Annotated in this window: 27 protein-coding genes and 2 pseudogenes; 16 read left to right on the top strand and 13 right to left on the bottom strand. The window is 62.6% G+C overall.

The window, feature by feature from the left end:
* Nucleotides 1-7 precede the first annotated feature (7 nt).
* The 6 genes from J8I82_RS33420 to J8I82_RS33395 all read right to left on the bottom strand — a co-directional run bounded on the left by J8I82_RS33420 (nucleotide 8) and on the right by J8I82_RS33395 (nucleotide 3,076).
* On the bottom strand, nucleotides 8-799 hold the full coding sequence (locus J8I82_RS33420) for a hypothetical protein (RefSeq protein WP_209763949.1): 792 nt from the start codon (nucleotides 797-799) through the stop codon (nucleotides 8-10).
* Nucleotides 800-886: 87 nt separating this feature from the next.
* Nucleotides 887-1,120 (bottom strand): hypothetical protein, encoded by a 234-nt coding sequence (locus J8I82_RS33415; protein WP_209763948.1) that lies wholly within the window; start codon nucleotides 1,118-1,120, stop codon nucleotides 887-889.
* An 11-nt stretch (nucleotides 1,121-1,131) separates the two neighbouring features.
* Nucleotides 1,132-1,617, bottom strand: coding sequence for a hypothetical protein (locus J8I82_RS33410; RefSeq protein WP_209763947.1), 486 nt, complete (start codon nucleotides 1,615-1,617; stop codon nucleotides 1,132-1,134).
* A gap of 113 nt (nucleotides 1,618-1,730) precedes the next feature.
* The gene (locus J8I82_RS33405) at nucleotides 1,731-2,108 is read right to left on the bottom strand and encodes an AbrB/MazE/SpoVT family DNA-binding domain-containing protein (RefSeq protein WP_245180424.1); all 378 of its coding nucleotides are present in this window, start codon (nucleotides 2,106-2,108) and stop codon (nucleotides 1,731-1,733) included.
* An 80-nt stretch (nucleotides 2,109-2,188) separates the two neighbouring features.
* Nucleotides 2,189-2,398: a hypothetical protein gene (locus J8I82_RS33400; RefSeq protein ID WP_012354526.1), complete on the bottom strand. Its 210-nt coding sequence runs from the start codon at nucleotides 2,396-2,398 to the stop codon at nucleotides 2,189-2,191.
* 153 nt (nucleotides 2,399-2,551) lie between these two features.
* Complete coding sequence (locus J8I82_RS33395; RefSeq protein ID WP_209763946.1) at nucleotides 2,552-3,076, bottom strand: hypothetical protein; 525 nt, start codon at nucleotides 3,074-3,076, stop codon at nucleotides 2,552-2,554.
* Nucleotides 3,077-3,237: 161 nt separating this feature from the next.
* On the opposite strand from J8I82_RS33395, the gene J8I82_RS33390 reads away from it, so the two are divergent.
* From J8I82_RS33390 to J8I82_RS39210, 13 genes and pseudogenes are all read left to right on the top strand, one after another.
* The gene (locus tag J8I82_RS33390) at nucleotides 3,238-3,681 is read left to right on the top strand and encodes a hypothetical protein (protein WP_209763945.1); all 444 of its coding nucleotides are present in this window, start codon (nucleotides 3,238-3,240) and stop codon (nucleotides 3,679-3,681) included.
* Nucleotides 3,678-5,139, top strand: a pseudogene (locus J8I82_RS33385) (3'-5' exonuclease). The gene J8I82_RS33390 and the pseudogene J8I82_RS33385 overlap by 4 nt, the downstream one beginning before the upstream one ends.
* Nucleotides 5,140-5,151: 12 nt before the next feature.
* The gene (locus tag J8I82_RS33380; protein ID WP_245180423.1) at nucleotides 5,152-6,225 is read left to right on the top strand and encodes a DUF1173 family protein; all 1,074 of its coding nucleotides are present in this window, start codon (nucleotides 5,152-5,154) and stop codon (nucleotides 6,223-6,225) included.
* Nucleotides 6,226-6,230: 5 nt separating this feature from the next.
* Nucleotides 6,231-7,283, top strand: a complete 1,053-nt coding sequence (locus J8I82_RS33375) for an RNA-guided endonuclease InsQ/TnpB family protein (RefSeq protein WP_209763943.1) — start codon at nucleotides 6,231-6,233, stop codon at nucleotides 7,281-7,283.
* A gap of 137 nt (nucleotides 7,284-7,420) precedes the next feature.
* The gene (locus J8I82_RS33370; RefSeq protein WP_209763941.1) at nucleotides 7,421-7,642 is read left to right on the top strand and encodes a hypothetical protein; all 222 of its coding nucleotides are present in this window, start codon (nucleotides 7,421-7,423) and stop codon (nucleotides 7,640-7,642) included.
* Between the two features lie 393 nt (nucleotides 7,643-8,035).
* Nucleotides 8,036-8,407: a hypothetical protein gene (locus J8I82_RS33365; protein ID WP_209763939.1), complete on the top strand. Its 372-nt coding sequence runs from the start codon at nucleotides 8,036-8,038 to the stop codon at nucleotides 8,405-8,407.
* The gene (locus J8I82_RS33360; RefSeq protein WP_209763937.1) at nucleotides 8,404-9,525 is read left to right on the top strand and encodes a phage Gp37/Gp68 family protein; all 1,122 of its coding nucleotides are present in this window, start codon (nucleotides 8,404-8,406) and stop codon (nucleotides 9,523-9,525) included. The genes J8I82_RS33365 and J8I82_RS33360 overlap by 4 nt, the downstream gene beginning before the upstream one ends.
* Nucleotides 9,522-10,136, top strand: coding sequence for a hypothetical protein (locus J8I82_RS39445; RefSeq protein WP_284183240.1), 615 nt, complete (start codon nucleotides 9,522-9,524; stop codon nucleotides 10,134-10,136). The genes J8I82_RS33360 and J8I82_RS39445 overlap by 4 nt, the downstream gene beginning before the upstream one ends.
* Complete coding sequence (locus J8I82_RS38680) at nucleotides 10,060-10,764, top strand: DNA methyltransferase (protein ID WP_284183239.1); 705 nt, start codon at nucleotides 10,060-10,062, stop codon at nucleotides 10,762-10,764. Before J8I82_RS39445 ends, J8I82_RS38680 begins: the two co-directional genes overlap by 77 nt.
* Before the next feature lie 97 nt (nucleotides 10,765-10,861).
* Nucleotides 10,862-11,011 carry a hypothetical protein gene (locus J8I82_RS38675; protein ID WP_245180420.1) on the top strand — a complete coding sequence of 50 codons (150 nt, stop codon included), beginning with the start codon at nucleotides 10,862-10,864 and terminating at the stop codon, nucleotides 11,009-11,011.
* Nucleotides 11,012-11,107: 96 nt separating this feature from the next.
* Nucleotides 11,108-11,695, top strand: coding sequence for a Lar family restriction alleviation protein (locus J8I82_RS33345; RefSeq protein ID WP_209763935.1), 588 nt, complete (start codon nucleotides 11,108-11,110; stop codon nucleotides 11,693-11,695).
* Between the two features lie 149 nt (nucleotides 11,696-11,844).
* Nucleotides 11,845-12,036, top strand: a pseudogene (locus tag J8I82_RS39215) (DNA/RNA non-specific endonuclease); the annotation flags it as partial.
* Nucleotides 11,952-12,647, top strand: a complete 696-nt coding sequence (locus J8I82_RS39210) for a DNA/RNA non-specific endonuclease (protein ID WP_336620925.1) — start codon at nucleotides 11,952-11,954, stop codon at nucleotides 12,645-12,647. The pseudogene J8I82_RS39215 and the gene J8I82_RS39210, both read left to right, overlap by 85 nt.
* Nucleotides 12,648-12,868: 221 nt before the next feature.
* Here J8I82_RS39210 and J8I82_RS33335 read toward each other — a convergent pair whose 3' ends face one another.
* Nucleotides 12,869-14,026 carry a helix-turn-helix domain-containing protein gene (locus J8I82_RS33335; protein WP_209763933.1) on the bottom strand — a complete coding sequence of 386 codons (1,158 nt, stop codon included), beginning with the start codon at nucleotides 14,024-14,026 and terminating at the stop codon, nucleotides 12,869-12,871.
* A gap of 1,061 nt (nucleotides 14,027-15,087) precedes the next feature.
* Here J8I82_RS33335 and J8I82_RS33330 point away from each other — a divergent pair.
* From J8I82_RS33330 to J8I82_RS39205, 3 genes are all read left to right on the top strand, one after another.
* Nucleotides 15,088-16,089 (top strand): PRTRC system protein D, encoded by a 1,002-nt coding sequence (locus J8I82_RS33330; protein ID WP_209763980.1) that lies wholly within the window; start codon nucleotides 15,088-15,090, stop codon nucleotides 16,087-16,089.
* Nucleotides 16,090-16,094: 5 nt separating this feature from the next.
* A complete protein-coding gene (locus tag J8I82_RS33325) occupies nucleotides 16,095-16,496 on the top strand; it encodes a hypothetical protein (RefSeq protein ID WP_209763931.1) in 402 nt (133 codons plus the stop codon).
* Nucleotides 16,497-16,567: 71 nt separating this feature from the next.
* Complete coding sequence (locus tag J8I82_RS39205; protein WP_280908682.1) at nucleotides 16,568-16,702, top strand: hypothetical protein; 135 nt, start codon at nucleotides 16,568-16,570, stop codon at nucleotides 16,700-16,702.
* 71 nt (nucleotides 16,703-16,773) lie between these two features.
* Here J8I82_RS39205 and J8I82_RS33320 read toward each other — a convergent pair whose 3' ends face one another.
* From J8I82_RS33320 to J8I82_RS33295, 6 genes are all read right to left on the bottom strand, one after another.
* Nucleotides 16,774-16,986, bottom strand: coding sequence for a hypothetical protein (locus J8I82_RS33320; protein WP_209763930.1), 213 nt, complete (start codon nucleotides 16,984-16,986; stop codon nucleotides 16,774-16,776).
* 101 nt (nucleotides 16,987-17,087) lie between these two features.
* Nucleotides 17,088-18,170, bottom strand: a complete 1,083-nt coding sequence (locus tag J8I82_RS33315; RefSeq protein ID WP_209763929.1) for a DUF7146 domain-containing protein — start codon at nucleotides 18,168-18,170, stop codon at nucleotides 17,088-17,090.
* Between the two features lie 208 nt (nucleotides 18,171-18,378).
* Nucleotides 18,379-18,888, bottom strand: a complete 510-nt coding sequence (locus J8I82_RS33310) for a single-stranded DNA-binding protein (protein ID WP_209763928.1) — start codon at nucleotides 18,886-18,888, stop codon at nucleotides 18,379-18,381.
* A gap of 12 nt (nucleotides 18,889-18,900) precedes the next feature.
* The gene (locus J8I82_RS33305; protein WP_209763979.1) at nucleotides 18,901-19,695 is read right to left on the bottom strand and encodes a hypothetical protein; all 795 of its coding nucleotides are present in this window, start codon (nucleotides 19,693-19,695) and stop codon (nucleotides 18,901-18,903) included.
* An 8-nt stretch (nucleotides 19,696-19,703) separates the two neighbouring features.
* Nucleotides 19,704-20,132: a hypothetical protein gene (locus J8I82_RS33300; protein ID WP_209763927.1), complete on the bottom strand. Its 429-nt coding sequence runs from the start codon at nucleotides 20,130-20,132 to the stop codon at nucleotides 19,704-19,706.
* Nucleotides 20,133-20,228: 96 nt separating this feature from the next.
* Nucleotides 20,229-20,537 carry a hypothetical protein gene (locus J8I82_RS33295; protein WP_209763926.1) on the bottom strand — a complete coding sequence of 103 codons (309 nt, stop codon included), beginning with the start codon at nucleotides 20,535-20,537 and terminating at the stop codon, nucleotides 20,229-20,231.
* Nucleotides 20,538-21,044: the final 507 nt, after the last annotated feature.

Raw genomic sequence — 21,044 nt, 5'->3', positions numbered from 1 at the left:
GCGTTTCTCAGTGCCGTTCCTGCATGGCGTCCTGGCCGTACTCGCCCACGAACAGCATGAGCGGTTCAGCCAACTCGTGCGAGAACGTAAACTCCCACTTGTCGTTGTAGAGCGTGATATCGAGGCCCGGCATGGACATCTTCTCGCGTGAGGTGTATTCCAGCTGATGCAGATCGATTCGCTGCAGCATGCTCGCCAGCACCGCGTTCCCCGACTTTCCGGCGAAGGTAGCCAGGCCTGACAGGCAGTCGGCCGTGGGCTGCGTGCTGTAGTAACCAACTCTGCGGCGGGCAGATTTCCACCCCGCCTCGGAATGGACGCTCTTTTTGAGCACGACGCCGGAAGCGGTGCGCTTCACTTCCGCATTCCGGTGCAAGCCGAAGCCACGGACAATGCGTGCCGCAGCTTGCCGGTACGCGGTGGTGGCACCGCCGTCGCCGTTGTAGTACGCGCTGAGGGATGCCCAGAGCTGGTCGACATCGGGGATATTGCCTTTTTTCAGCGCTTCGCCGATATCCAGGCCTGCGCGGTCGAACTCGGCGTTGTTGTCGATATCGAGTCGCGCACCCACCGGCGCGAATTCCCGACGCGCGCGGCTGACGACGTTCCCAGCCAGGGCGAAGCAGAACTTCTCCAGTTCGTCGTCCTGGCGGTACTCGGAACGGACGCCCACTGCAAAGAACGGCTCGGCCGTGCACGTGCTGGCCAGCGCCTCGCGCTCGAACTGCGCAGCATCCTGGTAAGCCTGGCGGGCCGTACGCTGGGCCGCAATGAATTTCTCAATGATTTGGTTGTACATGTCGGTCTCTCAAGGAATATGGGAGACCGCCCCGTCGGGATGGTCTCCCGAGGGATTGAATCGGTGAATCAGCGCGGACGGAACCGCTTAAGTGGCCAGTTCCATCCAGCGCTGGGCGGACTCGCGGCTCATTTCTGTGGCGGCTTCCAGACGGACAGTGGCGCGGCCGCCATCGGGCAGGGTTTTGACTTCGTCTTCGCCTGCACCTTCGAGGTCATGGTCGACGACGATCACGTGGACGTGGCAGTCACTCTCAACGTACTGCACCAGGCCGCCGTCCAGATGCACAACGATCGTCGGCTTCGCAAGGGTGTTGGTCATGGCGTGGCCCCTCAGTGAATCGAGATGGCCCGGCCAATCGGCATGGGCATGAATCCCAGTGCCCACCACATCGCAGCCGGATGATTCGGAAAATCAGGAATCTCCGTACGCTGGAAGATGTCCGGTACAAGCTCGATCGCCGAGGGGCGGGCCCTCACCGTTTCGCGCCATTTCCCCTGCAAGCGCAGCCAGGTCAATTCGGCGCGAGCGATGTGATCCCATTCGCTGGGTACCAACGACTCGTTGAACAGGTCGGCGCCTTCCGCGGTTATAACGGCAACCACTTCGTGATAGCGGCCGAGTTCATGCGGGAAGCCGCGGCGGACAAACCGCAGGACTGTGGGATCCGGATTGCCGAAGATGCGCTGCAGCTGCCGGATGTACACCGCGCACTCGCGCCGCGAGCGTTCGCTGTAGTCGTCGCGACCAACCTGCGCGCACGCCTCCTCGGCCGGCACCGGGCCGACTTCAATTTCGATGGTGTTGAGTTTAAACATGGCGTTACCTCGAGAAAGTGGGAACGCCCCCACCGGGCGCGTTCCCGATGGGTGATTGAGTCCGGAAGCGCGAATGCGACCGGATTGGTGTACCTAGATGGCGATACCCTAGTTCAACTGCTCACATGCCGCAGCGTAGACGTTGGATAGCGAGGCGCTGCGGGCATAGCCTCGCCGCCGTGCTTCGCGGGATCGAACAATGCCAGCTTTTCGGCGAGCGTCAGGCTGCGATGGCCGACCGGCTTGACAGTGACCCCAACGTCAGCCACTGCGACCTCTACGGCAAGGCCTTCCGTGAAATGCGCGGCACGCGCCACATTGGTGGGGATGCGCACGGCGAGGGCGCTGCCCCATTTCTGGATCGTAAGTGTTGCGGACTTGGACATGGCAACCACCTGTCGGAATGTAGAGACGAGTTTATACATGGAGACACCATGCATAAACACCGTCTCGCCTTTGCCGCCCGGATTAGAGAAACGCCTGGAGGTCATACATTTCCTCGCAAGGCGGGATACGCCCCACCGGAGAGTATTCCCCGGTGGGTAGTGGAATCGGCCGCTGGCCTGAGCGGTCACGCGGCGGCAGCAGGCTTCCGGTCCAGACCCAGCAGCTTCGCGAGAAGCCAGCTGATCAGCACCAGAAACTCGATCTCCGCAACGATGTGCACTTGCATGGCAGCAAGGCTATCGTCCTCGGTAGTACAAAGAAAGAAGAGGACCGCGAACAGGTTGATGACGGTCGCGAGGACAGCCAGCGCGGTGATACGGGAGAAGATACGCATGGAAGGGCTCCTGAAATGGAGCCTTTCCCATTGGGAAAAGCCCCAATGGGTGGAAATGAAGATGGCCGGTACGCCGGCAAGGTCGATGCGCTGATGCGCGGAGAATCGGACGAATCTTACCCTGCCTGCCGGTGCGGGACAAGAATCGGATGCTTAGCGCGCGCGCGCTGCCGCCTCGCGCGCCCGGCGGTTGGCCTCGCGGATGCGATTGACCACTGCCCAGCGCCGCTGCTCGACCTCCTCCGGATTTTCGAGCTTGGCATAGTCCTGCACCGGCCCCTCGCCCACGAAGGGCTTGTAGTCCTGGGGCAGCTTGCCTTCGGCCTTGGCCTTCTCACGCTGCATGCGACCCAGCCCATCGCTTGTCTCCGTGATCGCTACATAGTCCCACCGCGCTGGCACGGCCGCCTCGGAGAACCAGATCTCTCCCTCGCCCTGCCCCACGATGGCGACCACGTCGTAGACGCTGCCCACAGGCGATGGGATAGCACGAACCTCGAAACGCAGCACCTCCGGCCGTGGATGCCAGAACACCCGGTCCAGATAGCGTTTGAACGTGAACGCGTCCAGGCGGGCGATCTCGCCGTACTGCGGCTCGCCGGGCGCGATGAACTCCGGTTCGTGCTTCGGGCGGTTGCCCAGGGAGATTTCCCGGGAAGTCGGATTGCGGGATGACATGGGGGATTTTGGTAAAAGACGCCCGAAATTCTAACGCTTTCGGCGCCTACGCCGGCAGGACACCTCGGAAAATGGTTGGCGGCGAACTTCGCCCGCCCGCCGCCTTGACTTCGGCGCGGGGCCGGTATCTTGGTCTTAGACCACTCCATTCCTTGCCGCCCATGCGATTCACCCGACTCGGACGCCACGACCCTATCGACTTTAACGCCCGCCGCCAGGCCGCCTTCGCGCGCAAGCAGCAGCGCGAGCGCGACCGATATCCGCTCTTCGCGGAACACGTGGCCGCCGAACAGCACTCGGCCGACGAGGAACTGGCTCGCCGCCAGCAGCGCTCCGACAGGCTCGAAACGACGATGCGCGGACTGCACGCCCGCGTCTGGCGCGAGAAACGCGCCGTCTACTTCTCGCTGACAGCCGAGCAGCGGGCTGACGTTCGCGCCAAGTGGCAGGCCTGGACCGGGCCCACCAGCGCCCTCTACTTCGCCTATATCGTTGACAAAGTCAGCGGCGAGGCCGCACGGCGCGCCGAGGCCTCCCGCGCGCACGCGCTGACCATCCGGCGACGGGCTCTTGCGCGCCTGCCGGAACAACTGGAGATGGCATGACTCCTACCGCCGAACAAGAGTGTGTCGTGGAGGCGGTGCGTGCCGGTGGCGCCGTCAAGGTCAAGGCGTACGCCGGCGCCGGCAAGACCTCCACGTTGCGCATGGCCGCTGAGGCCCGCGGCTTGCGCGCGTGGCCTGTATCTGGCCTTCAATCGGGAGATCGCCAACGAAGCGGCCCGCAAGTTTCCGCAGAACACCCGTTGCCGCACCGTGCATTCGCTCGCCTACAGCGCCACGCGCCCGGAGATCACGCGCAAGCTCAGGAATCCGGTCGAGCCACCCCATCAACTGGCGATCCGCTACGGCTTCGGGAAACTACGCCTGCCCACCACCATCGGCAAGGACCTGGAACTCAGCCCGAGCAAGGTCGCCCGGATGGTGATGGATGGCGCCGCGCGCTTCTGCCGCTCCGCCCAGGCAGAGCCGCTCGCTTGGCACATCCCGGTCGAGGCGATCGTCAAGGAAGAGGAAGCCGAGCACCTGCGCGAATCGCTGCTGCCGTATGTAAAGCGGCTCTGGGATGAATATCTTGATCCGAATGCGCCGTCTGCCATCGCCCACGACGTCTATGTCAAGCTGTTTGAGCGCAGCCGGCCGCGCATCGGCGCCGACTTCATCCTGTTCGACGAAGCGCAAGATGCCGACGGCCTGATGCTGTCGGTGCTGCGCGCGCAACAGGCGCAGGTCATCTACGTGGGCGATCCCTACCAGCAGATCTATGAGTGGCGCGGCGCTGTCAACGCCATGGACCATATCCGTGCCCCGGAACGCGCGCTGACCGAGTCGTTCCGGTTCGGCCCGGCCATTGCACAGCTGGCCAGCCGCGAGCTGCAGCTGATGGATGAGGACACGCCAGTGCGCGGCCAGGACCACGTCGAGTCCCGAATTCTGCACGATTCGACCTCAGGCCACGACCGCTTCGACGCGATCCTTTGCCGCAAGAACGCCACGGTCCTGACCCATCTGGCCGAGGGCATCGGCCGCGGCGACCGCGTCGCCGTACGGGCCAACGTCGACGAGCTCCGGGCGTTCGCCGACGGCGCCGAGCAGCTGATGCGCGGCCAGCGCATTGGCTACCCAGCCACCCTCGCCTTGTTCGAGACCTGGGAGGAGGTTCAGGAGTACGCCGAGTCGTTCGCCGGCCGCGACCTGAAGCCGCTGGTGCAGCTGATCGACAACGAGGGGGTGGACTATCTGCGCCTGATCCTCACCCGCGTGTCCCCAGAGGACGAAGCCGACTACATCGTGTCCACCGTCCACCGCGCCAAGGGCCTTGAGTGGGACCGCGTGAAGCTCGCCGGCGACTTCAAATTCAGGAACGGCGACGACGGCAAGTTGACCATGGCGCGGGAAGAAATGCGGCTGCTCTACGTCGCCATGACCCGCGCCAAGCGTCTGCTCGACGTAAGCGAGATCCGGCGCGATCTGTACACCATGTTCCGGGAAGCCGGCGTCTAAGGAGAGGAATCCATGATCACCGTGCGCATTGGCGGGAACGAGTTTCCGCTCGACGATGTACTGGAAGATCCCGGCCGTTACGCGCGTCACCTCGAGCGCGCGAAAACGGTCCAGGGTTTTGCGGAATGCGGATGCAGCACTCGGCGCCCACGGCCCAAGCTGGTCATTCGCCGGCATCGGGACATCTTCCTGCTCGTGCGCTGGCCGGAACAGGCACACCACCATGCTGCAGGCTGCCCGTTCAACCGCCAGGCGCTGGCCAAGTCGGGCGCGAGCGGCAACCTGGACCCGTTCCGGATGAAGGACGGCCACCATGACATCCGCCTCGATGCCTCGCTCTCGGTCAGCGCGCACACCCCAGCCAAGACCGTCCAGCGAGCACCCAAGGGGCAGAGCACCATGCCGCAACGGCGTTCGGCGGGGCTGCTTGCGTTTCTGGAATACGCCTGGGAACAAGCAGGGGCTGAACGTATGGCCGGGAACGGGTTCGCGCGGCTGGAACGCCTGCTGGTCACAGCTGACAACGGAGCTGGCAGAATGCCGAATCAACGGAAAGCCGGCCGATGGGCTGCTGCACGTCATGCAACGGTGGGACCCGAGCCACAACACGGAGATCCTGGCGGAGTTCGAAGCATGGCAGGGCAGGCTCACGTCCACTCCGGCCGGCAACCCGCGCGGCATCGCGATCGGCCAAATCGAATCCCACGGCACGACCCAGTTCGGTGGCAAGTTCGTGCTGCGCCAAAGTACCCAGCGCTTCTTCATGGCCGCCGACCTCTACGCGCGCCTGCAGGTGTCGTTCGGGGCGCCCTGTCCGGCATCGGCAAGGCAGAACAGCGTTGCGTCGCCGTCCTGCTGGTCGAGCGGTCGAAATCAGGCTACCTAACGGTGGTCGATGCCGCGGCCATGCTGGCCAACCGCCAGTTCGTGCCTTGCGAGGTTGCCATGGCTGACTATCTGGTCGGCCTGCAGCGGGCATTCCGCAAACCGCTGCGCCACATTGGCCGAGCCGCCATGCACCCCGACTTTGTGTTGACCGACGTGGCACCGGAGGTCGTCATCGGACTTGCTCCCACGTTAGAATGAGCGGCATGATCCTTGTCTACCGATACCGGGTGAAGTCGCTCAACGGCCTGCTTAACAAGCAGAGCCGAGCGGTGAACTTCGTCTGGAACTTTTGCAATGACACGCAGAAGCATGCGCTCAAATGGGGTAAGAAATGGCCGAGCGGGTTCGATCTGAATGTGCTGACCACCGGTAGCAGCAAGGAACTCGGTATCCATTCCGGCACCGTCAATGCGACGTGCGAGCAGTACGCGAAATCGCGCAGCCAGCATCGCCGTCCTTACCTGCGATACCGCGGCAGGAAGTGCCTTGGATGGGTGCCCCTGAAGGGCCGCGATCTGAAACGAGAGGGCGAGGCGTTTCGCTTTGCCGGGAATACCTTCCGTGTGTTCAACAGCCGCCTGTTGCCCGCCGGCAAGATCAAGGACGGCACAAACTTTGCGCAGGATGCGCGCGGGAACTGGTTTCTCAACATCGTTATCGAGGTAGCTGATGTGCCGGCGCGCCCGATTCAAACCGGTGTCGGCATCGACCTTGGCTTGAAGGACCTCGCCACGCTCTCGACCGGTGAGAAACTTCCCAATGACCGGTTTGGCCGGCATGCCGCCCAAAGGCTGGCGAAGGCGCAGCGGGCGCGAAAGCACAAGCGGCATATTGCCAAGCTGCATGCCAAGGTGGCGAATGCCCGCGCCGACTTCCAGCACAAGCTCGCGCTCGATCTGGTTCGACGCTTCGACTACATCGCAGTCGGCAACGTGTCGGCTGTGAAACTCGCCAAAACCAGTATGGCGAAGAGCGTCTACGACGCATCCTGGTCGTCCTTCCGGGACAAGCTCCGCTACAAAGCGATTGCGCACGGGGCCACGTTTGAGGAAGTGAACGAAAGCGGTTCTACCCAGTCCTGTTCGGCGTGTGGTTCGAAAGACAGCACGACGCGGCCGAAAGGTATCGCAGGACTGCGAATAAGAGAGTGGACCTGTAGTAGCTGTGGTGTCGTGCATGACCGGGATACCAATGCTGCGCTGAACATTCTCCGATGCGGACGTGCATCGCCAGCTGTGGGAATCCCCTGCATTTAGGCAGGAGAGGACGTCAACGAAGTCCTTGGCATGACGGGCCACGCGGATTATGACGCCAGGCTCGCGCAGAAGCAGGCGTTCTACCGCGCCAACGGCGTACCGTTGATCGAATGGCGCCCTCAGGACCAGCAGATCACGTGTGTCCGGCTGCCCCGGCCGAGCTCTACATGAGCGGGCGGGTACCAACGCCGGCAAAGCTGATCCGGTTCATCGAGCTGCACGACGGCAATACAGCAGTCGACAACGGCGATGGCACGCTGACCGTCACCTATGTCGCCTTCATGGCCGGTATCGCCTACGACAAGCGCGAGACGATCCCGGCGACGGCTGCCGCCGTTCGGGACGTTCTGGGCTACTAGGCATGGACGGAATCTATCTGAAGGCCATCCGTTTGGTGCATCAGTACCGCGCCGCGTCTGTCCCGCTTGTCCAGCGGCATCTCGGCATCGGTCCCGAGCACGCCGAGTCCCTGCTGGCGTGCATGGCGACAGAGACCACCATGGTCCGGCGAATGCCCCCTTGAACTCTATCTCTACGTCGGCGAGATCGTCGCTGACGAACTCACTGCACTGTATGGATTTGCCGAGGAAGTCCTCGCTGTCATCGCCTCCGGCGATATCGACGTGGACGCCCTTAGAGCCGCCGCGGCGAAGTTCGGCCTTTCGGCACCCACGTGACGGGTCTCCCTGCACCCGCTTGACTTTGCCCGCGATTGGATAGGCTGGAAGCATCCCTCACCTTCCACCGACCCGATGGGCTACATCAATCCCCTCCTGCGTCTACCTGCTGCACAGCAGCTCCTGCGCCTCCCACCAGAGCAACGCCGAGCCATCGCTGCGGTGCTCCGCGAACTGCGCGAGGCATCGAACGCCGAAGCCGAATTGTCCTGGCGCCGTCGCAAAGGCCCCATGGCGGCGTATTGGCGTGCCGTCTCAACCTACGCCCGGCATTTCGCCCATGCGCTCACGCAGCACTGCGAGTGTCCGCACGAATCATCCTCGGTGGCTGATTCCTCTTTCGCCACAGACACCGGCACAGCCGCGAATCGGCAGGCCAGGGATTTTGCTTTTCCATCCCATACCCGGGACACCCGAACCATGGACATGTTCGAGAAAACGAAATGAGCGAAAACACCAAGATCGAATGGACCGACCACAGCTGGAATCCATGGGAAGGCTGCCAGCGGGTTGGCCCCGGCTGCGACCACTGCTACGCTGAGGCCCGCAACGCACGCTTCGGCAGTGGCCAATCCCAAAACTGGGGCCCCGGTGCGCCCCGCCGGCGCACATCCGCCGCCAACTGGCGCAAGCCCTTGCACTGGAACGCTGCGCACGACGCCTTCGCCACGGTACACGGGCGCCGGCAACGCGTCTTCTGCGCGAGTCTGGCCGATGTGTTCGACAACGAGGTGCCGATCGAGTGGTTCATCGATATGCTCGATGCCTGGCGCCAGACGCCGAACCTGGACAAGCTCGTGCTAACCAAGCGCATCGGCAACGCGACGAAGCGATTGTGCGATGCGTTCAACACGCTGATGCTGCGCGACGACTGTGCGGACAATCCCCTCGTTCCGTGGCTGGCTACGTGGATCGCCGGCAATGCCCCCGCCGATATCTGGCTGGGCGCAACCGTGGTGAACCAGGTGGAAGCCGACCGCGACATCCCAAAGCTTCTGCGCACGCCGGCAAAGACGCGCTTCCTCTCCATGGAACCGCTGCTCGGGCATGTCGACGTGTTCTCGACTCTGACCGGTGAACTGCTGCATACCTCCGGCAACGACTATGCGCCGGGCTCCCTGGACTGGGTCATCGTGGGCGGTGAGAGCGGCACGGGCGCCCGCCCAATGCATCCGGCATGGCCGCGCTCGTTGCGTGACCAATGCGCGGCAGCCGGCGTGCCCTTCCTGTTCAAGCAATGGGGGCACTGGCACACGGCAGTCGTGGCGGGTTCCTCCAGTGAGCCGGTCTTCCGCGAGTTCGCCAGCTATGAGCAATGGGTGAGCAAGGCCGCGACGTGGATCGCCGGCGGAATTTGCCTCGACAGGCATGGCGCGCAGCTCGAGCGCGGTCAAGATTTCATGCGCGCCCGCGACGAGGGCCGGTTCCCCGTGACGGTGATGCACGCGGTGGGCAAGAAAGCGGCGGGCCGGCTGCTCGACGGCGCCGTGCACGACGCCTTCCCTGTGACGTCGCTCGACGTCGCGGCAGCATGCGAGCGTGCGCTTGCACGGGGCGCTGCATGATGGAGCAGTTGAACCTGTTCGGACACGTGGTAGCAGCGTTCGCCGACGCGCCAGCCGAAGGCATCGCCACCGCCCAGCTCTACGATGCGGTGGCGACCGCAGCCGGGATCGACCTCGCCCAGGCTCAAGCCAAAGTCCCGATCGGCGCCGCTGGCACCCTGCACACCCCGTTCAAGCGCGCCGTGCGCTGGCATCAGCAGACGCTGAAGGCCATTGGCGTCGTGGAGCGCATTCCGGACCGCGCCGGTTTCTGGCGGCTGACGCAGCCTGTCACGAACGAGCTCGACCGCGCCGCCGACGGCGTTCGGCTTGTCGCCTTCAGCACCACCCTGGGTGTGGCCGTCTGGGCGCGCCACGAGGAAATCTTCCGCGGCCTTGGCGAACCGATTGCGCTGTGCGTCACCTCGCCGCCATACCCGCTGCGCCAGGCCCGGGCCTACGGCAATCCCACGGAAGCGCAGTATGTCGATCCTGTGCGAGGCCCTCGAGCCGATCGTTGCAGGGCTTGTGCCGGGCGGCAGCATTGTCCTCAATGTGTCGAACGACATCGTCGAGCCGCGCAGCCCAGCCCGCTCGCTCTATATAGAGCGCCTCACGCTGGCCTTGCATGACCGGCTTGGCCTTTCCCTGATGGGCCGCGTCCCCTGGGTCAACTACAGCAAGCCGCCCGGGCCGACCCGATGGGCCTGCGTCGACCGTGTCCAGCTCGCCTCCGCCTACGAACCAGTGCTGTGGTTCACCAACGATCCCTCGTGCGTGCGCGCGGACAACCGCCAGCTCCTCGAGGCCCACACCGCCCGGCACCGACAACTGATGGCCGCCGGCGGCGAGGCTCGCAACGCGGTGTACGGCGACGGTGCCTACCGTATTCGAGCGAGCGCCTTTGGCAACCAGACTGCCGGCCGGCTGCCTCGCAATGTCATCGAGCGTGGCCACAACTGCGCGGACACCCGGGCTTACCGCCGGGCCGCCCAGTCGCTCGGCCTGCCGACCCACGGCGCCATGCAGCCGACCGACATTCCGGATTTCTTCACGCGGTTCCTGTCCAGACCGGGCGACCTGGTGGTCGATCCTTTCGGCGGGACGATCCGCACAGGCCTGGCTGCCGAGCGACTTGGCAGGCGATGGATCGCAACCGCGTGGATTCTTCAGTATGTCCGAGGCGCCGCCGAACTGTTCCGGCAAGCCGACGGCTTCCAGATGCACCCGGCCCTACAATGGGCCACCCAACCGAGATAGGCATGCCGCAGTACAACGACAACGAACGCGAATACCCGGAACCGGAGACCGTCCTCGCCATTCGGGGGGCGATCACCACCGGCCAGTTGGGGGCCCCATGGGCCCACCCGGCCATTGGCTCAACGAGTTCTGGCAGATCGGCGCCGCGCTACGCGACCATGCCGAGATCCTGCAGGGCTTCGAGAACACCGCCCGCCAGGAAGTCCTGAACACCACAGCCGGCTATCTGGCCATCGACGCGGTTTAGCAGGACCGCTGTTCGAACGCTTCATCGCACTGGACCGCTGGGCGCCGCCCTCGGGGCAGGCATAATGCCGGCATTTCCCGACCCTCATCTTTTCCCATGCCCAGCGGCCTCCTACAATGCGCCCACTGCGATGGCGCCCCCACCTATATCGCCGGCCGTCTCCAGGCGGTCATCGTCTGTGAAGAATGCGGCATCTCGACGCCTCCCGTCACCATGGATGCGGACAAGAACACCGCCTTCACCCGGCTAAGCGCCATCTGGAATAGCCGCATCGAACATCGCCCTGCCGACCAGGAAGCCGTATCCATGATGTCGCGCCGCGCGCTCACCAGCTCAGACATCCCCTATTTCCTGAACCTGCTCGCGGCGACCACCTCGGACTGGGAGACGGTTGGCCCCAAGTTCGCCGCCATGGCCGCGGCTCTCGCCCAACCCGGGTACGACTTCAAGCACGTGGACCCACCCGAGACCGTGGTGTCGCAGGCTGCCCGCTATCAGAAACTGCTCCAGCGCGCCAAGATCATCTACGTCGACGGCGCGCCCATGGTCCGCTTCGAGCCGGTGCCGGCGCTGTGCGCCGAGATCGCAGAAGAGGCACTGGCCGACCGGGAATGGCCGCTCCTCGACTTGCACGAATTCATCGGCAAGGCCATCGATGGCGTGCCAGACCATTGGCAGCCGTGACGCCTTGACTTCTGCGCTGGGCTGGCGAGCTGGAAGGGTGTTCACTTACCTTCCTCCCTGATGGGGTCTTCCGCTCCTTCATCGCCCTTTTGCTCGCTCTGGGCGCAGCAACCGCAGCCGTTGCCAAAGACGCCGCGCCCTGCCCGCACGTGCTGTCAGCGGGCCAGCCGGCCGTTCCCGAGGCGGCACGGGATACACGGCTCCTCTGCTTTCGCGCCTATGCGGTGCTCTACTCGCCCAGCACCCGCACGGCGCTGTGGTCGGCCGAGCGGCTGACTCCCACAGCGGTGGAGGCGGCCCGCAAGCTGCCGCGCGACAGCGACTTCTACGAAGAAGGCCGGCTGCCTGCTGCGGACCGGGCCAGGTTGCAGGACTACGCCCGCTCGGGCTACGACCGCGGTCAGCGAGCGGGGACTTTGCCGACAAAGCCTCGCAGGCAGAGAGCTTCAGCCTTGCCAACATCGTGCCGCAGCACAGCGTGTCCAACCGCCGGACGTGGAGTCATCTCGAGACGTCCACGCGCAGGCTCGCACGCGAGCACGGCTCCATCCAAGTTGTCACAGGTCCGGCGTTCACCGAGGACAGCCCCACGCTCAACGGACGTGTCCGGGTACCTGGGTATCTGTGGAAAGCGATCTACGTGCCGGGCGTCGGTGCCGCGGCCTATGTCGTTCGCAACGATGCGACGCCGGCATACAGCGTGGTGAGCATCGCCGAGCTTGTCCACTTCGCGAGGGTCGATCCCTTCCCGGCGTTGGCAGGCGCTGCGCGCACGGCGCCGATCGACCTTCCCCCGCCTACTCCACACCCCGGCGAAAAGCCTGCGCGCCGCGTCGCCTTCCCATGGCTCTTGTCCGGCGACGCCGTGAGCGCAAAGCGCGACGCGCAATCGCTCGCTCACCTCGTACGACACCCGGGAACGTTTGCCATGGCTCTCGCATTTGCCCGTTAGGGGGCGCCCGGACATAAGGAACATGTTCCTTCCAAAAACACGAAAGGCACGTCCAGAGGCGTGCCTTTCGTACTGTGAGGCCCATCGCAGGCACTCCCCATCAAGATCGCGATGGTAGTCCGAAGAAGCGCCGGCCAGGCCTCAGAGCCAACAACAGCCCGAAGGACATCAACACCAGAATCCAATACAGCGCGTTCACCTCGCGACTCGCCGCGCCACCTTCACGACTGATCTCCCGCGGCGTAGCTGTCCAAGAGTCGGTACAGCGAGCGGCGGCTGATGCCAAGCGCAAGCGCAGCGTGGGATTTGTTTCCGTTGGCTGCTGCAAGTGCCAACGCCGCCTGCCCAGGCTTGACAACCGGTTTGGAGAGTCGCTCCTGAACGGCGTATGTACTTAAGTACGCGTTCGACTTAGTGGGACGACTATGCCCAGCGGCTTCGGCAACGATGCGCTGTCCCTCCTCATGCACCTCACGACTGGCGAGCCGCGCGCCTCGCTTGACCGGCGCAGCATCGCCGGTACTGCGCTGGTACAGCCCCTGGAGATATTCATGGCGCAGGCCGTGCGCAGTGCAGCCCGTCTCCTTCCTTACCAGACCATGCTTTCGCAGTACCTCATAGAAATGGCTCATCCATAGGTCAAGTGTATAGTCCGCCGGGGTGGTTGAGCCCGTCCTGAGATTGGCAAGCGACGCCGCTCTGGCAAGCAACGGGTACTGTGTCTCCGGCATGTCGATTAAGACCTCTCGCTTCCGCCCACCCTTCGTTCCGCGTTCGACGTGCAGCGTGCCGCCGCGCACCGCCGCGCCTGGCTGAAGCTTTGCGGATTCCTCAACACGCAGGCCAAACAGCCACATCAAGCGAAGCTGAATGCCTACCCACTCATCAGTCCTCTCAATCTCCGCGATCTTCGCCTCAATGTCGATGCCATTCCCCGACCAAGACTTGTCTTCTTGGGCAACATAGTGGCGAACGAGCCCATGCTCAGTGCGATCGACGTATTCAGCAAGCGTCTTGATCAAATACGGCTTGTTCATGAACTCAGCCATCGCGCGCAGATAGGTGAGCTTGTTTTCGATCGTTCCCGCTGTTTGCCCTTTCCGAACCCAGCTTTCAACCAACCATTGGACGTGCTTGTTCCGAATTGACCACGGAGATTCAACCGCATAGCCACCCTCCTGCCGCAGCTCGCGCACTGCGGCGCAGACATTGAGAAGGCGATACTCCTGCGTCTTGATGCTCAGCGCATTTCTGCTGCGCCTCGACCTACTGATTACACGGTCCACGTTGTCCTCGAACAGCGCGATGAGCTCGCCTTCCAGCCGCGCGGGGAACGCGTAGCTCCTGATTTTTCCCCGGAAATCGATCCTGATACCCATGCTCGTTAGTCCTGGCCAGCCGTGATATCACCACGGCGGGGGCGCGCTTTACGGTGCGAGCCCTTTTCCAACGCTGTCAAACGCCCCGTTCGTTCGACACCTGCCGGTTACTTCTCCCCACCGGATTTGGGGGACTGCCTTCCTTGCCTTTAGCGATAGCACTCGATCGACCAGACACAGGGAAGAACTGTGGTCCGACCGTCCGCGTAGTCCATGGCCCGGCTCACGCCGAACCCGTCCCCGCGAATACCCAAGCCGCTGCGTCGATCGACGCGACTGCGATAGCGACCCTTGTGGTCCACCATCGCAAGCCTCTTGGGCAAATCGTTCTTGCGCATTTCTGTGCCGGCTGCGCCTACCGGTCGTCAAGTAAAGGGATCCGCGATAGCCGTCTGGCCCGATCGCATCCAATCCCCCGTCCCAAAGTCAGTTCACCTTGGCCGCAGTGTCTCGGGCCTCCTGAACCGTACCCAGCTCTCTCGCTGAATGGACGTGTCTTCCGTGATGGAGCCTTGGGACTGTGCGACTGTGCGCTCCCAAAATCTCTCTCATTGCGTTACAGCGCGCACATCGGCGCTGAGATCGAGTGTTATCGCGGTGTGCAGCCTTCCTCAATGTCGGCCACTGTCTGCTTGATTTGATTGAAAAAAATGCCGATCAATTTCCGGCCTGCACACTGGGCGTCCGCACGTCCTGCTTGAGGTCGTAGTTGCCTGGGATTTGCCACCAACTGGTGGCGAGGTCGATGCGTCGGGGACGCTGAAGGTGCTCAAAGGATAAACCGAAACTCAGCCGCGTCGCAACGAAATCGCCGTCAAATTCGCCAGCATTCGACAACTTGACTTCGCGTCGCACCGGGTAGATTCGAAAGGGATCGGATCGCAGTGTCAGATGCGTGTTAGCAAGTGTCAGGTCTGTGTGAGTAGGTGTGAGATCAGCGCGACGTGGTGACGCCCGCTGACACCTAGTGACACCACCTAACACATTCCTATCAGATGACTGTCAGATATGTGACACCGCTGCGCTCCGGCAACCTTCAACAAGCCAAGGAGAGTCTTCAGATGAGTACCACCAAAACCATTGCGGTCGATGTCGGCTACGGCAACACCAAGTTTGCCTTTCCCCTGGGTGCGGACGTTGCGACCCGCATGTTTCCTTCGCTGGCCCCGACTCGATCGGCTTCGAGCCTCGCCAACCACGGTGACGGCTACTTCCAGTCGCGCGATGTCGTTCACGTAACCGTGGACGGCGCTGAATACGAGGTGGGCCCGGACGTTTCGATCACCTCTGCCTATGGCAATACCGGGCGGACCCTCTCGGAAGACTTCGTCACGACGCCGGAGTATGCTGCATTGCTGTTCGGTGCGCTTCACTATTCACAGGCCAGGGACGTTGGCCAGCTCATCCTCGGCCTTCCTGTCCATACCCTGCAGAAGTACGCCAGCGTTCTGCAGGAACGCTTTGCTGGCACGCATGACTTCGGCGCCGGAAGCGTCAGCATCAACCGCGTCGTCGCCCTGCCCCAGCCCCTCGGATCGCTGGTCACGTTCATGCGTCAATCCGGCAAGGACCTGGACCCCGATGACAACTGCCTGATCGTGGACGTGGGCTACTTCACGACCGACTGGGTTGTCGCCCGTGGCTACATGATGGATGACACCCGCAGCGGCGGCGTGCCCGGCGGATCGTCGCGAATCTACCAACAGGTCGCCCAACTCCTTTCGGCGGACGAAGGTGGCGAGCCGTCTGGCAGCATCGAGCGCATCGACAAATCCCTGCGTGACGGCAAGCTCATGCGCTACTACAACAAGATGCTCGACCTGCGCCCATATTTCGAAGTCGCCAAGGCCCAATGCCAAACCGCAGTCAAGGAAATGCAGACGCGGGTGGGCCGCACGGAAGACATCGCAGCCATTGTTCTCACCGGTGGCGGCAGCGCGCTGTACTCCGGCGCCATCCGTGCCGCCTTCCCGCGCTCGCATATCGTCGCAATGGAATCGCCCTGCTACGCCAATGTCCGCGGATTCTTCGACATCGGTAGCGCACGGCAAGCGCGCGGGTAACGACTATGGAGAAGCTCGCCATCAAAGTCACCCTCAACCCGATGACGACGCCTCAGCTCTACGCGCAGCTTGCGCAGGTCAACGACCCGCGCCTGCGTGCCGAGGTCTTCCGCCGTCTGGCGGAGATCGGCGCGCAGGTCATGGGGGTAAAAGAAGGCGCTGCGGCAACGCCGGCGCCTGCAGGTGGACTCCTGACCACCCTTATGTACCGCTCCGAGACAGCGTTCGTACCGCCCCAGGATGTCGCAGCGGTCGGGCAGTCCGCTGCTTCCACCCCGAGAGCCCAGCTCGTCAGGGAGGAAATCTCCCGGGATGCGCCAGCGGATATCGAGGTGCCCGCCGTGCCCGCTCCCAGCGCACTGGACCTTAGTGCGATGAACTCAGCGATGTCGCGATTCTTCGATTGACCCGCTCCGGCTTGACTGGCGCTCACTTCGTGGCAAGCTACAACCATCACAACGGACGACAGGACTTCACCATGAAATTCTTCGAGTATCTTTCCACCACCCAGGATCAGAACCGTTTCCTCTTTTACGCGCTGATCGCCTGGTGCATTCTGGAAGCCATTATGGTCGTCTATCGCGGGTGGCGCCCTCCCAAGGACGCCGGCTGACGCCTTCCCACACCAGAAAGCAAAAAAGCCCAGCATTTCTGCTGGGCTTTTTGTTGAAGTGGATTTTGCGCTCAGTGAAGCGTGGCTGGCGCGAGGCAATAGTCGAGCGCTGAATCAAACGACAGATTCCGCTCGACCAACGTCATATTGCCCGAGGCTTCCCTTCGGTAGACGTGGAAGAACTGGGCGTCCGACTGACCAGCCTGGACTTCGCTGGTGGCGGTGCTACGCATTGCGTGAATGTGCAGCCTGTTCACGATGGCGGTAAAACCCTTCTGTGGCATGGTGCTTCTCCTGAAGTCCTGCCACACACGGGATTCCGCCCAGTGGGGCGAACCCACCGGGCAGAGTTGAAAGGAACGCCACCTCTCGGGTGGCGAAAATGTCAGGCGGCGATTGCCTGTTGGGACATCAGGCGCAACCGGTGTACGGTTCGCCATTCGTCGCAGTAGTCCGTGCCTCGGACTTTCGGCCGATGCAGCACAACGGTGAAGCCATTGGCGCGCAAGCGCTTTTGGAGGGCGAGCGCGTCGGCCATTCCCGGTGACTTGCCAGTCCTCGGGTCCACCTTGTCAAAATCGGCGAAGATGTGCACGGTATCGATGCCCATACCGTCGGGCACTACGAACTTGCTCAAGAGCACGCGGTTCAGGCACGACCAGGTCGGAATCCGGAACAGCATGTACGCTGCGTAGGCATTCTCGATGCCCTCCGCAACGCCAATCGCTCCATCGCGAGGCGACATCAGCCGCACGGCACCGCCGTCAAGCGGCAAGGCGCCCGGATAATTTCGCTTGCTTGGAAGGATCTCGCCGTCCTCCGACACGACTATCGCCTTCTCTGGCTTGGCCGGGTGCAACGATGTTCTGTGAACCGTAGCAATCCGGCCGTCGTGCAGCTGGTACTCAGCAATCATCGTTGGGTACCGCCCGACAATGCTCCCGTCGTGCCAGTAATCCTGCACGGCCAGCCGCAGTCCATGTGGCAGCGGAGCGCGCAACCCTGGAACTCGGGCGGCGAGATAGCGCATGGCATGGTCACCTGCCGTGACCGGAGTCGAGCTGGTGACCTGCTTTATGACGCGGCGCATCAAAACGGATGCGCTCCCCTTGCTGCGCTGCCGGCAGGCCGGCCTGATGTCAGACACTTTCGCTGGCAACGGCTCGCCGCTCTTCCCATTGAGTCGTCGCTGCAACTCAAGGTACGACATGCCGGTGTAGCGACAGACCAACTCGATACCGTCGCCCGCTTTGGGACCACCGGCATCGCACTTGCGGCACACCCAGTCACCGCGGCCCCACTTGTTGTCGTAGGTAAATCTGTCTGTGCCGTCTCCGCAGATCGGGCACGGACCAGGGCGACCTCGCCAGAAGCCGTCCGTGAGGACGTCTGCGGGCAGGTACTGCGCAATCAGAGCGTCCCAGTGAGCGGGCGTCCAGTTCTTCACGATATCACTCAGCATTTTCATGGGATGGCTCCTTGTGGAGAGTGGTCGATGCCTGAGACAGGCGAAGGAACGCTTGCTCAAAGGACATCCCGGCTGCCTGAGGCGCCAGAATGTCTTTTCAGCACAGCGATTGGATCGGGGAGAAACGGGTGTGGCGCGAAGCCGAGGATGAGGGGCATGCCCCCGCGGAATCGCGGGAGGCATGAGTAAAGCTGCGACTTATGGCTTGTCAGAACGGAATCTGATCATCATCCATATCTTCGAAGCCATTCGACGGCGCCTGCTGCGGGCGGCGACTCTGGCCGCGTTGGCGGCCACCTTGGCCGCCCTCATTTCCACCGGCTTGGCGGCTTTCTTGCGACTGACGGCCATAGCCGTCGTCGCCGTCATCGTTCGACGATCCGCCCCGACCGCCAAGCATTTGCATCTGATCGGCAACGATCTCGGTGCTGTACTTGTCCTGGCCGGACTGATCCTGCCACTTGCGGGTGCGAATGCGCCCCTCGATATAGACGGAGGAGCCCTTCTTCAGATATTGCCCTGCGATCTCAGCCAGCTTGCCGAAGAACGAAATGCGGTGCCATTCAGTGGCTTCCTTCATCTCGCCGCTCTGCTTGTCCTTATAGCGATCGGTGGTAGCGATACGAATATTGGCCACAGCGTCCCCGCTGGGCATGTAGCGAACCTCAGGATCTGCCCCGAGATTGCCAACGAGAATGACTTTGTTCACGGATGCCATGTTGCTTCCTTGTTAATGAATGCGATTGACTTGCCAGACCCAACGGTCCCAGAGTTTCTGTTCCCCAGTCTCGGGGTCAAGAACAGGGCGGCCGGTCGCATGGTTGAAGGCGGGCACCTTCTCCTTGTGCAAGCGCTTGATGCCTACGCGGTCGCCGATTTTGCAAGCGGCGTCGGCCAGGGCATCTTTCAAACCTTCGCCCTGCAATGTCCTTTCGCCGGCGTGGGTGTCCAACTTTACCGCGAAGGAGGTGTATGTCGCCTTGCCGCCAGGTTTGCGGTTCGGGAACTCCATTTCACCCCACTCGACCAGCTTGCCAACGGTATAGTTCGAGCGCGATGCGTTACCGTCAGAGCGAGGTTCGGTTTTGGCAGGTCGGAGGTCTGGGCGCTGATGCTGACCAGTCCGCGGTCCCCGAGATTCCCTTGACTCATCCGAACCCTTCGACTGTGGAAGCGGAGCGGCGCTCGCTCCCTCTTTCGCCTCGCGCATGACGGCTTCGGCAACGGACTGCGGCGTCACGCATTCCCCATCGTGCCTGCCGAGCTTGTGCCAGCGCGGAACGACCTCGGGAAGAACCTTGTGGCCGAACGCCGTGTACTGAATGCGTCTATCAAACACGGCAACGAAGTGAACGACATGGTCGCCTTCGTCCCGAAAGAGGTTGGGGACGCCATTGATGAGGATTTGGAACTCGTTGTCCGCGCCAGTGCCGACGGGAACTTCATTGGCGGCCCGAGACGCCACCACCGGCGGTTGGCCCAGGATAGTGGCGACCGCCCGCTTGAGTACTCCTAACAGAGTCATGGTATTGGTCAAAGAAGAGACCCGCAGCACAACCGCTTTACTCCCTCGAGGTCGGCTTTCAGGCGGGCGTTGTTGAGAATCACATCCTGCAAGACTTCCGGGCTTACCCCGCAAACCGCGCAGACATAGGTGTAGGGAAGCGCTCCGTCCCAGTATCCGAAGATCCAGCCGATCGTCATGGAGTATTCCTCCAAATCGAGCGCCTTGTTCCGCATACGGGCTCGCAAGAGCTCAGCACAGTCGACCAGGGATTCGGGCATGTTGTCGCCACGGCGGCTGTCACAGGCCAGGCTGATGAGCGCGTCGACCATCTGCTCGCGTACCGCGTCGCTCCAGAGCGAAGGGTCCGGCAACGGGTCAATCTTGGGTGGGGGCACAACGATGGCGGCCGCTTCATCGAAGAAGTCCAGCTGCCACCCTGCTGTCATTGTTTCCATGATGGTCTCCGGACAGGCACCCGGAGACCCACCTGTCGGCGGGTAACGGGTACCCGCGACAGGTGGAAGGCGCCCGAGAACCGGGCGGCGAGGGAGTTAGGAACGATCGTGCGTTCCAGTGCGACGGATTGGCGTCACCACAGCCGAGCGTGCGTACTTCTGCTCGGGCGATTCGGCGACCTGGTCATTCGTCGGCTTCCGCTTGGAGTCGTGCTCCGGCATCGAAACCTTCGGCGCAGCTGGTACAGCCTTGCCCCACTGCAGCACCTTCTCCTTCAGGTAGAAGAAGCCGACAGCGGCAAAGAACACACCAACAATGAATGACTGCGAAGCCAGATACAGCGCCATGCAAAAAGCAGAAAGCTTGAGCGGGCGCGAGATCATGTTTTTGGCAAAGGATTCCATGGTTTCTCACGAGAAACGATTTAAAGGGATTTCCTGGCGGATGCCAGGCGATTATTCGATGCTCGGAAGAGCAAGGAATCCAATGAGGCGCGACCGCTCGGCAACGCGCTTGCGACATGTCATGCATGTCGTAAGGACGCTGCTCGCGTGCGAAGAAGGGAGGTGGGGCGTGCCGCGCAAAGAAAGGCCAGTGAGGCCCACGCGGAATGTCAGTTCGGTCTGACCGCCATGTCGATGCGTCATAGACGCTAGAGGTATCCGCACTCTACACCGCTTGGGAAAGCATGACAAGCGCCGCCCCGGCGCTTTCGATTTGCCTTCAAATCACTGGCCCGCGTCCTGAGCTTTCGCCAAATTTGGAAGGAACATGTTCCTTCCAACAACCCTCACTCAAGGCCAGGTTGTATATACAAGCACCCCCATCTGAAGGCAATCCATCCAAGTTAAGCCGCCAATAAAATCGCAATTTGCCCCGCGAACCCTTGACTTGTGACGAGGTTCGAGGGG

This window comes from Cupriavidus consociatus (genome assembly GCF_017814975.1).
GTDB lineage: Bacteria > Pseudomonadota > Gammaproteobacteria > Burkholderiales > Burkholderiaceae > Cupriavidus > Cupriavidus consociatus.
The sequence above is the reverse complement of the archived record's forward strand: the minus strand, read 5'-3'. Positions and strand labels throughout refer to the sequence as shown.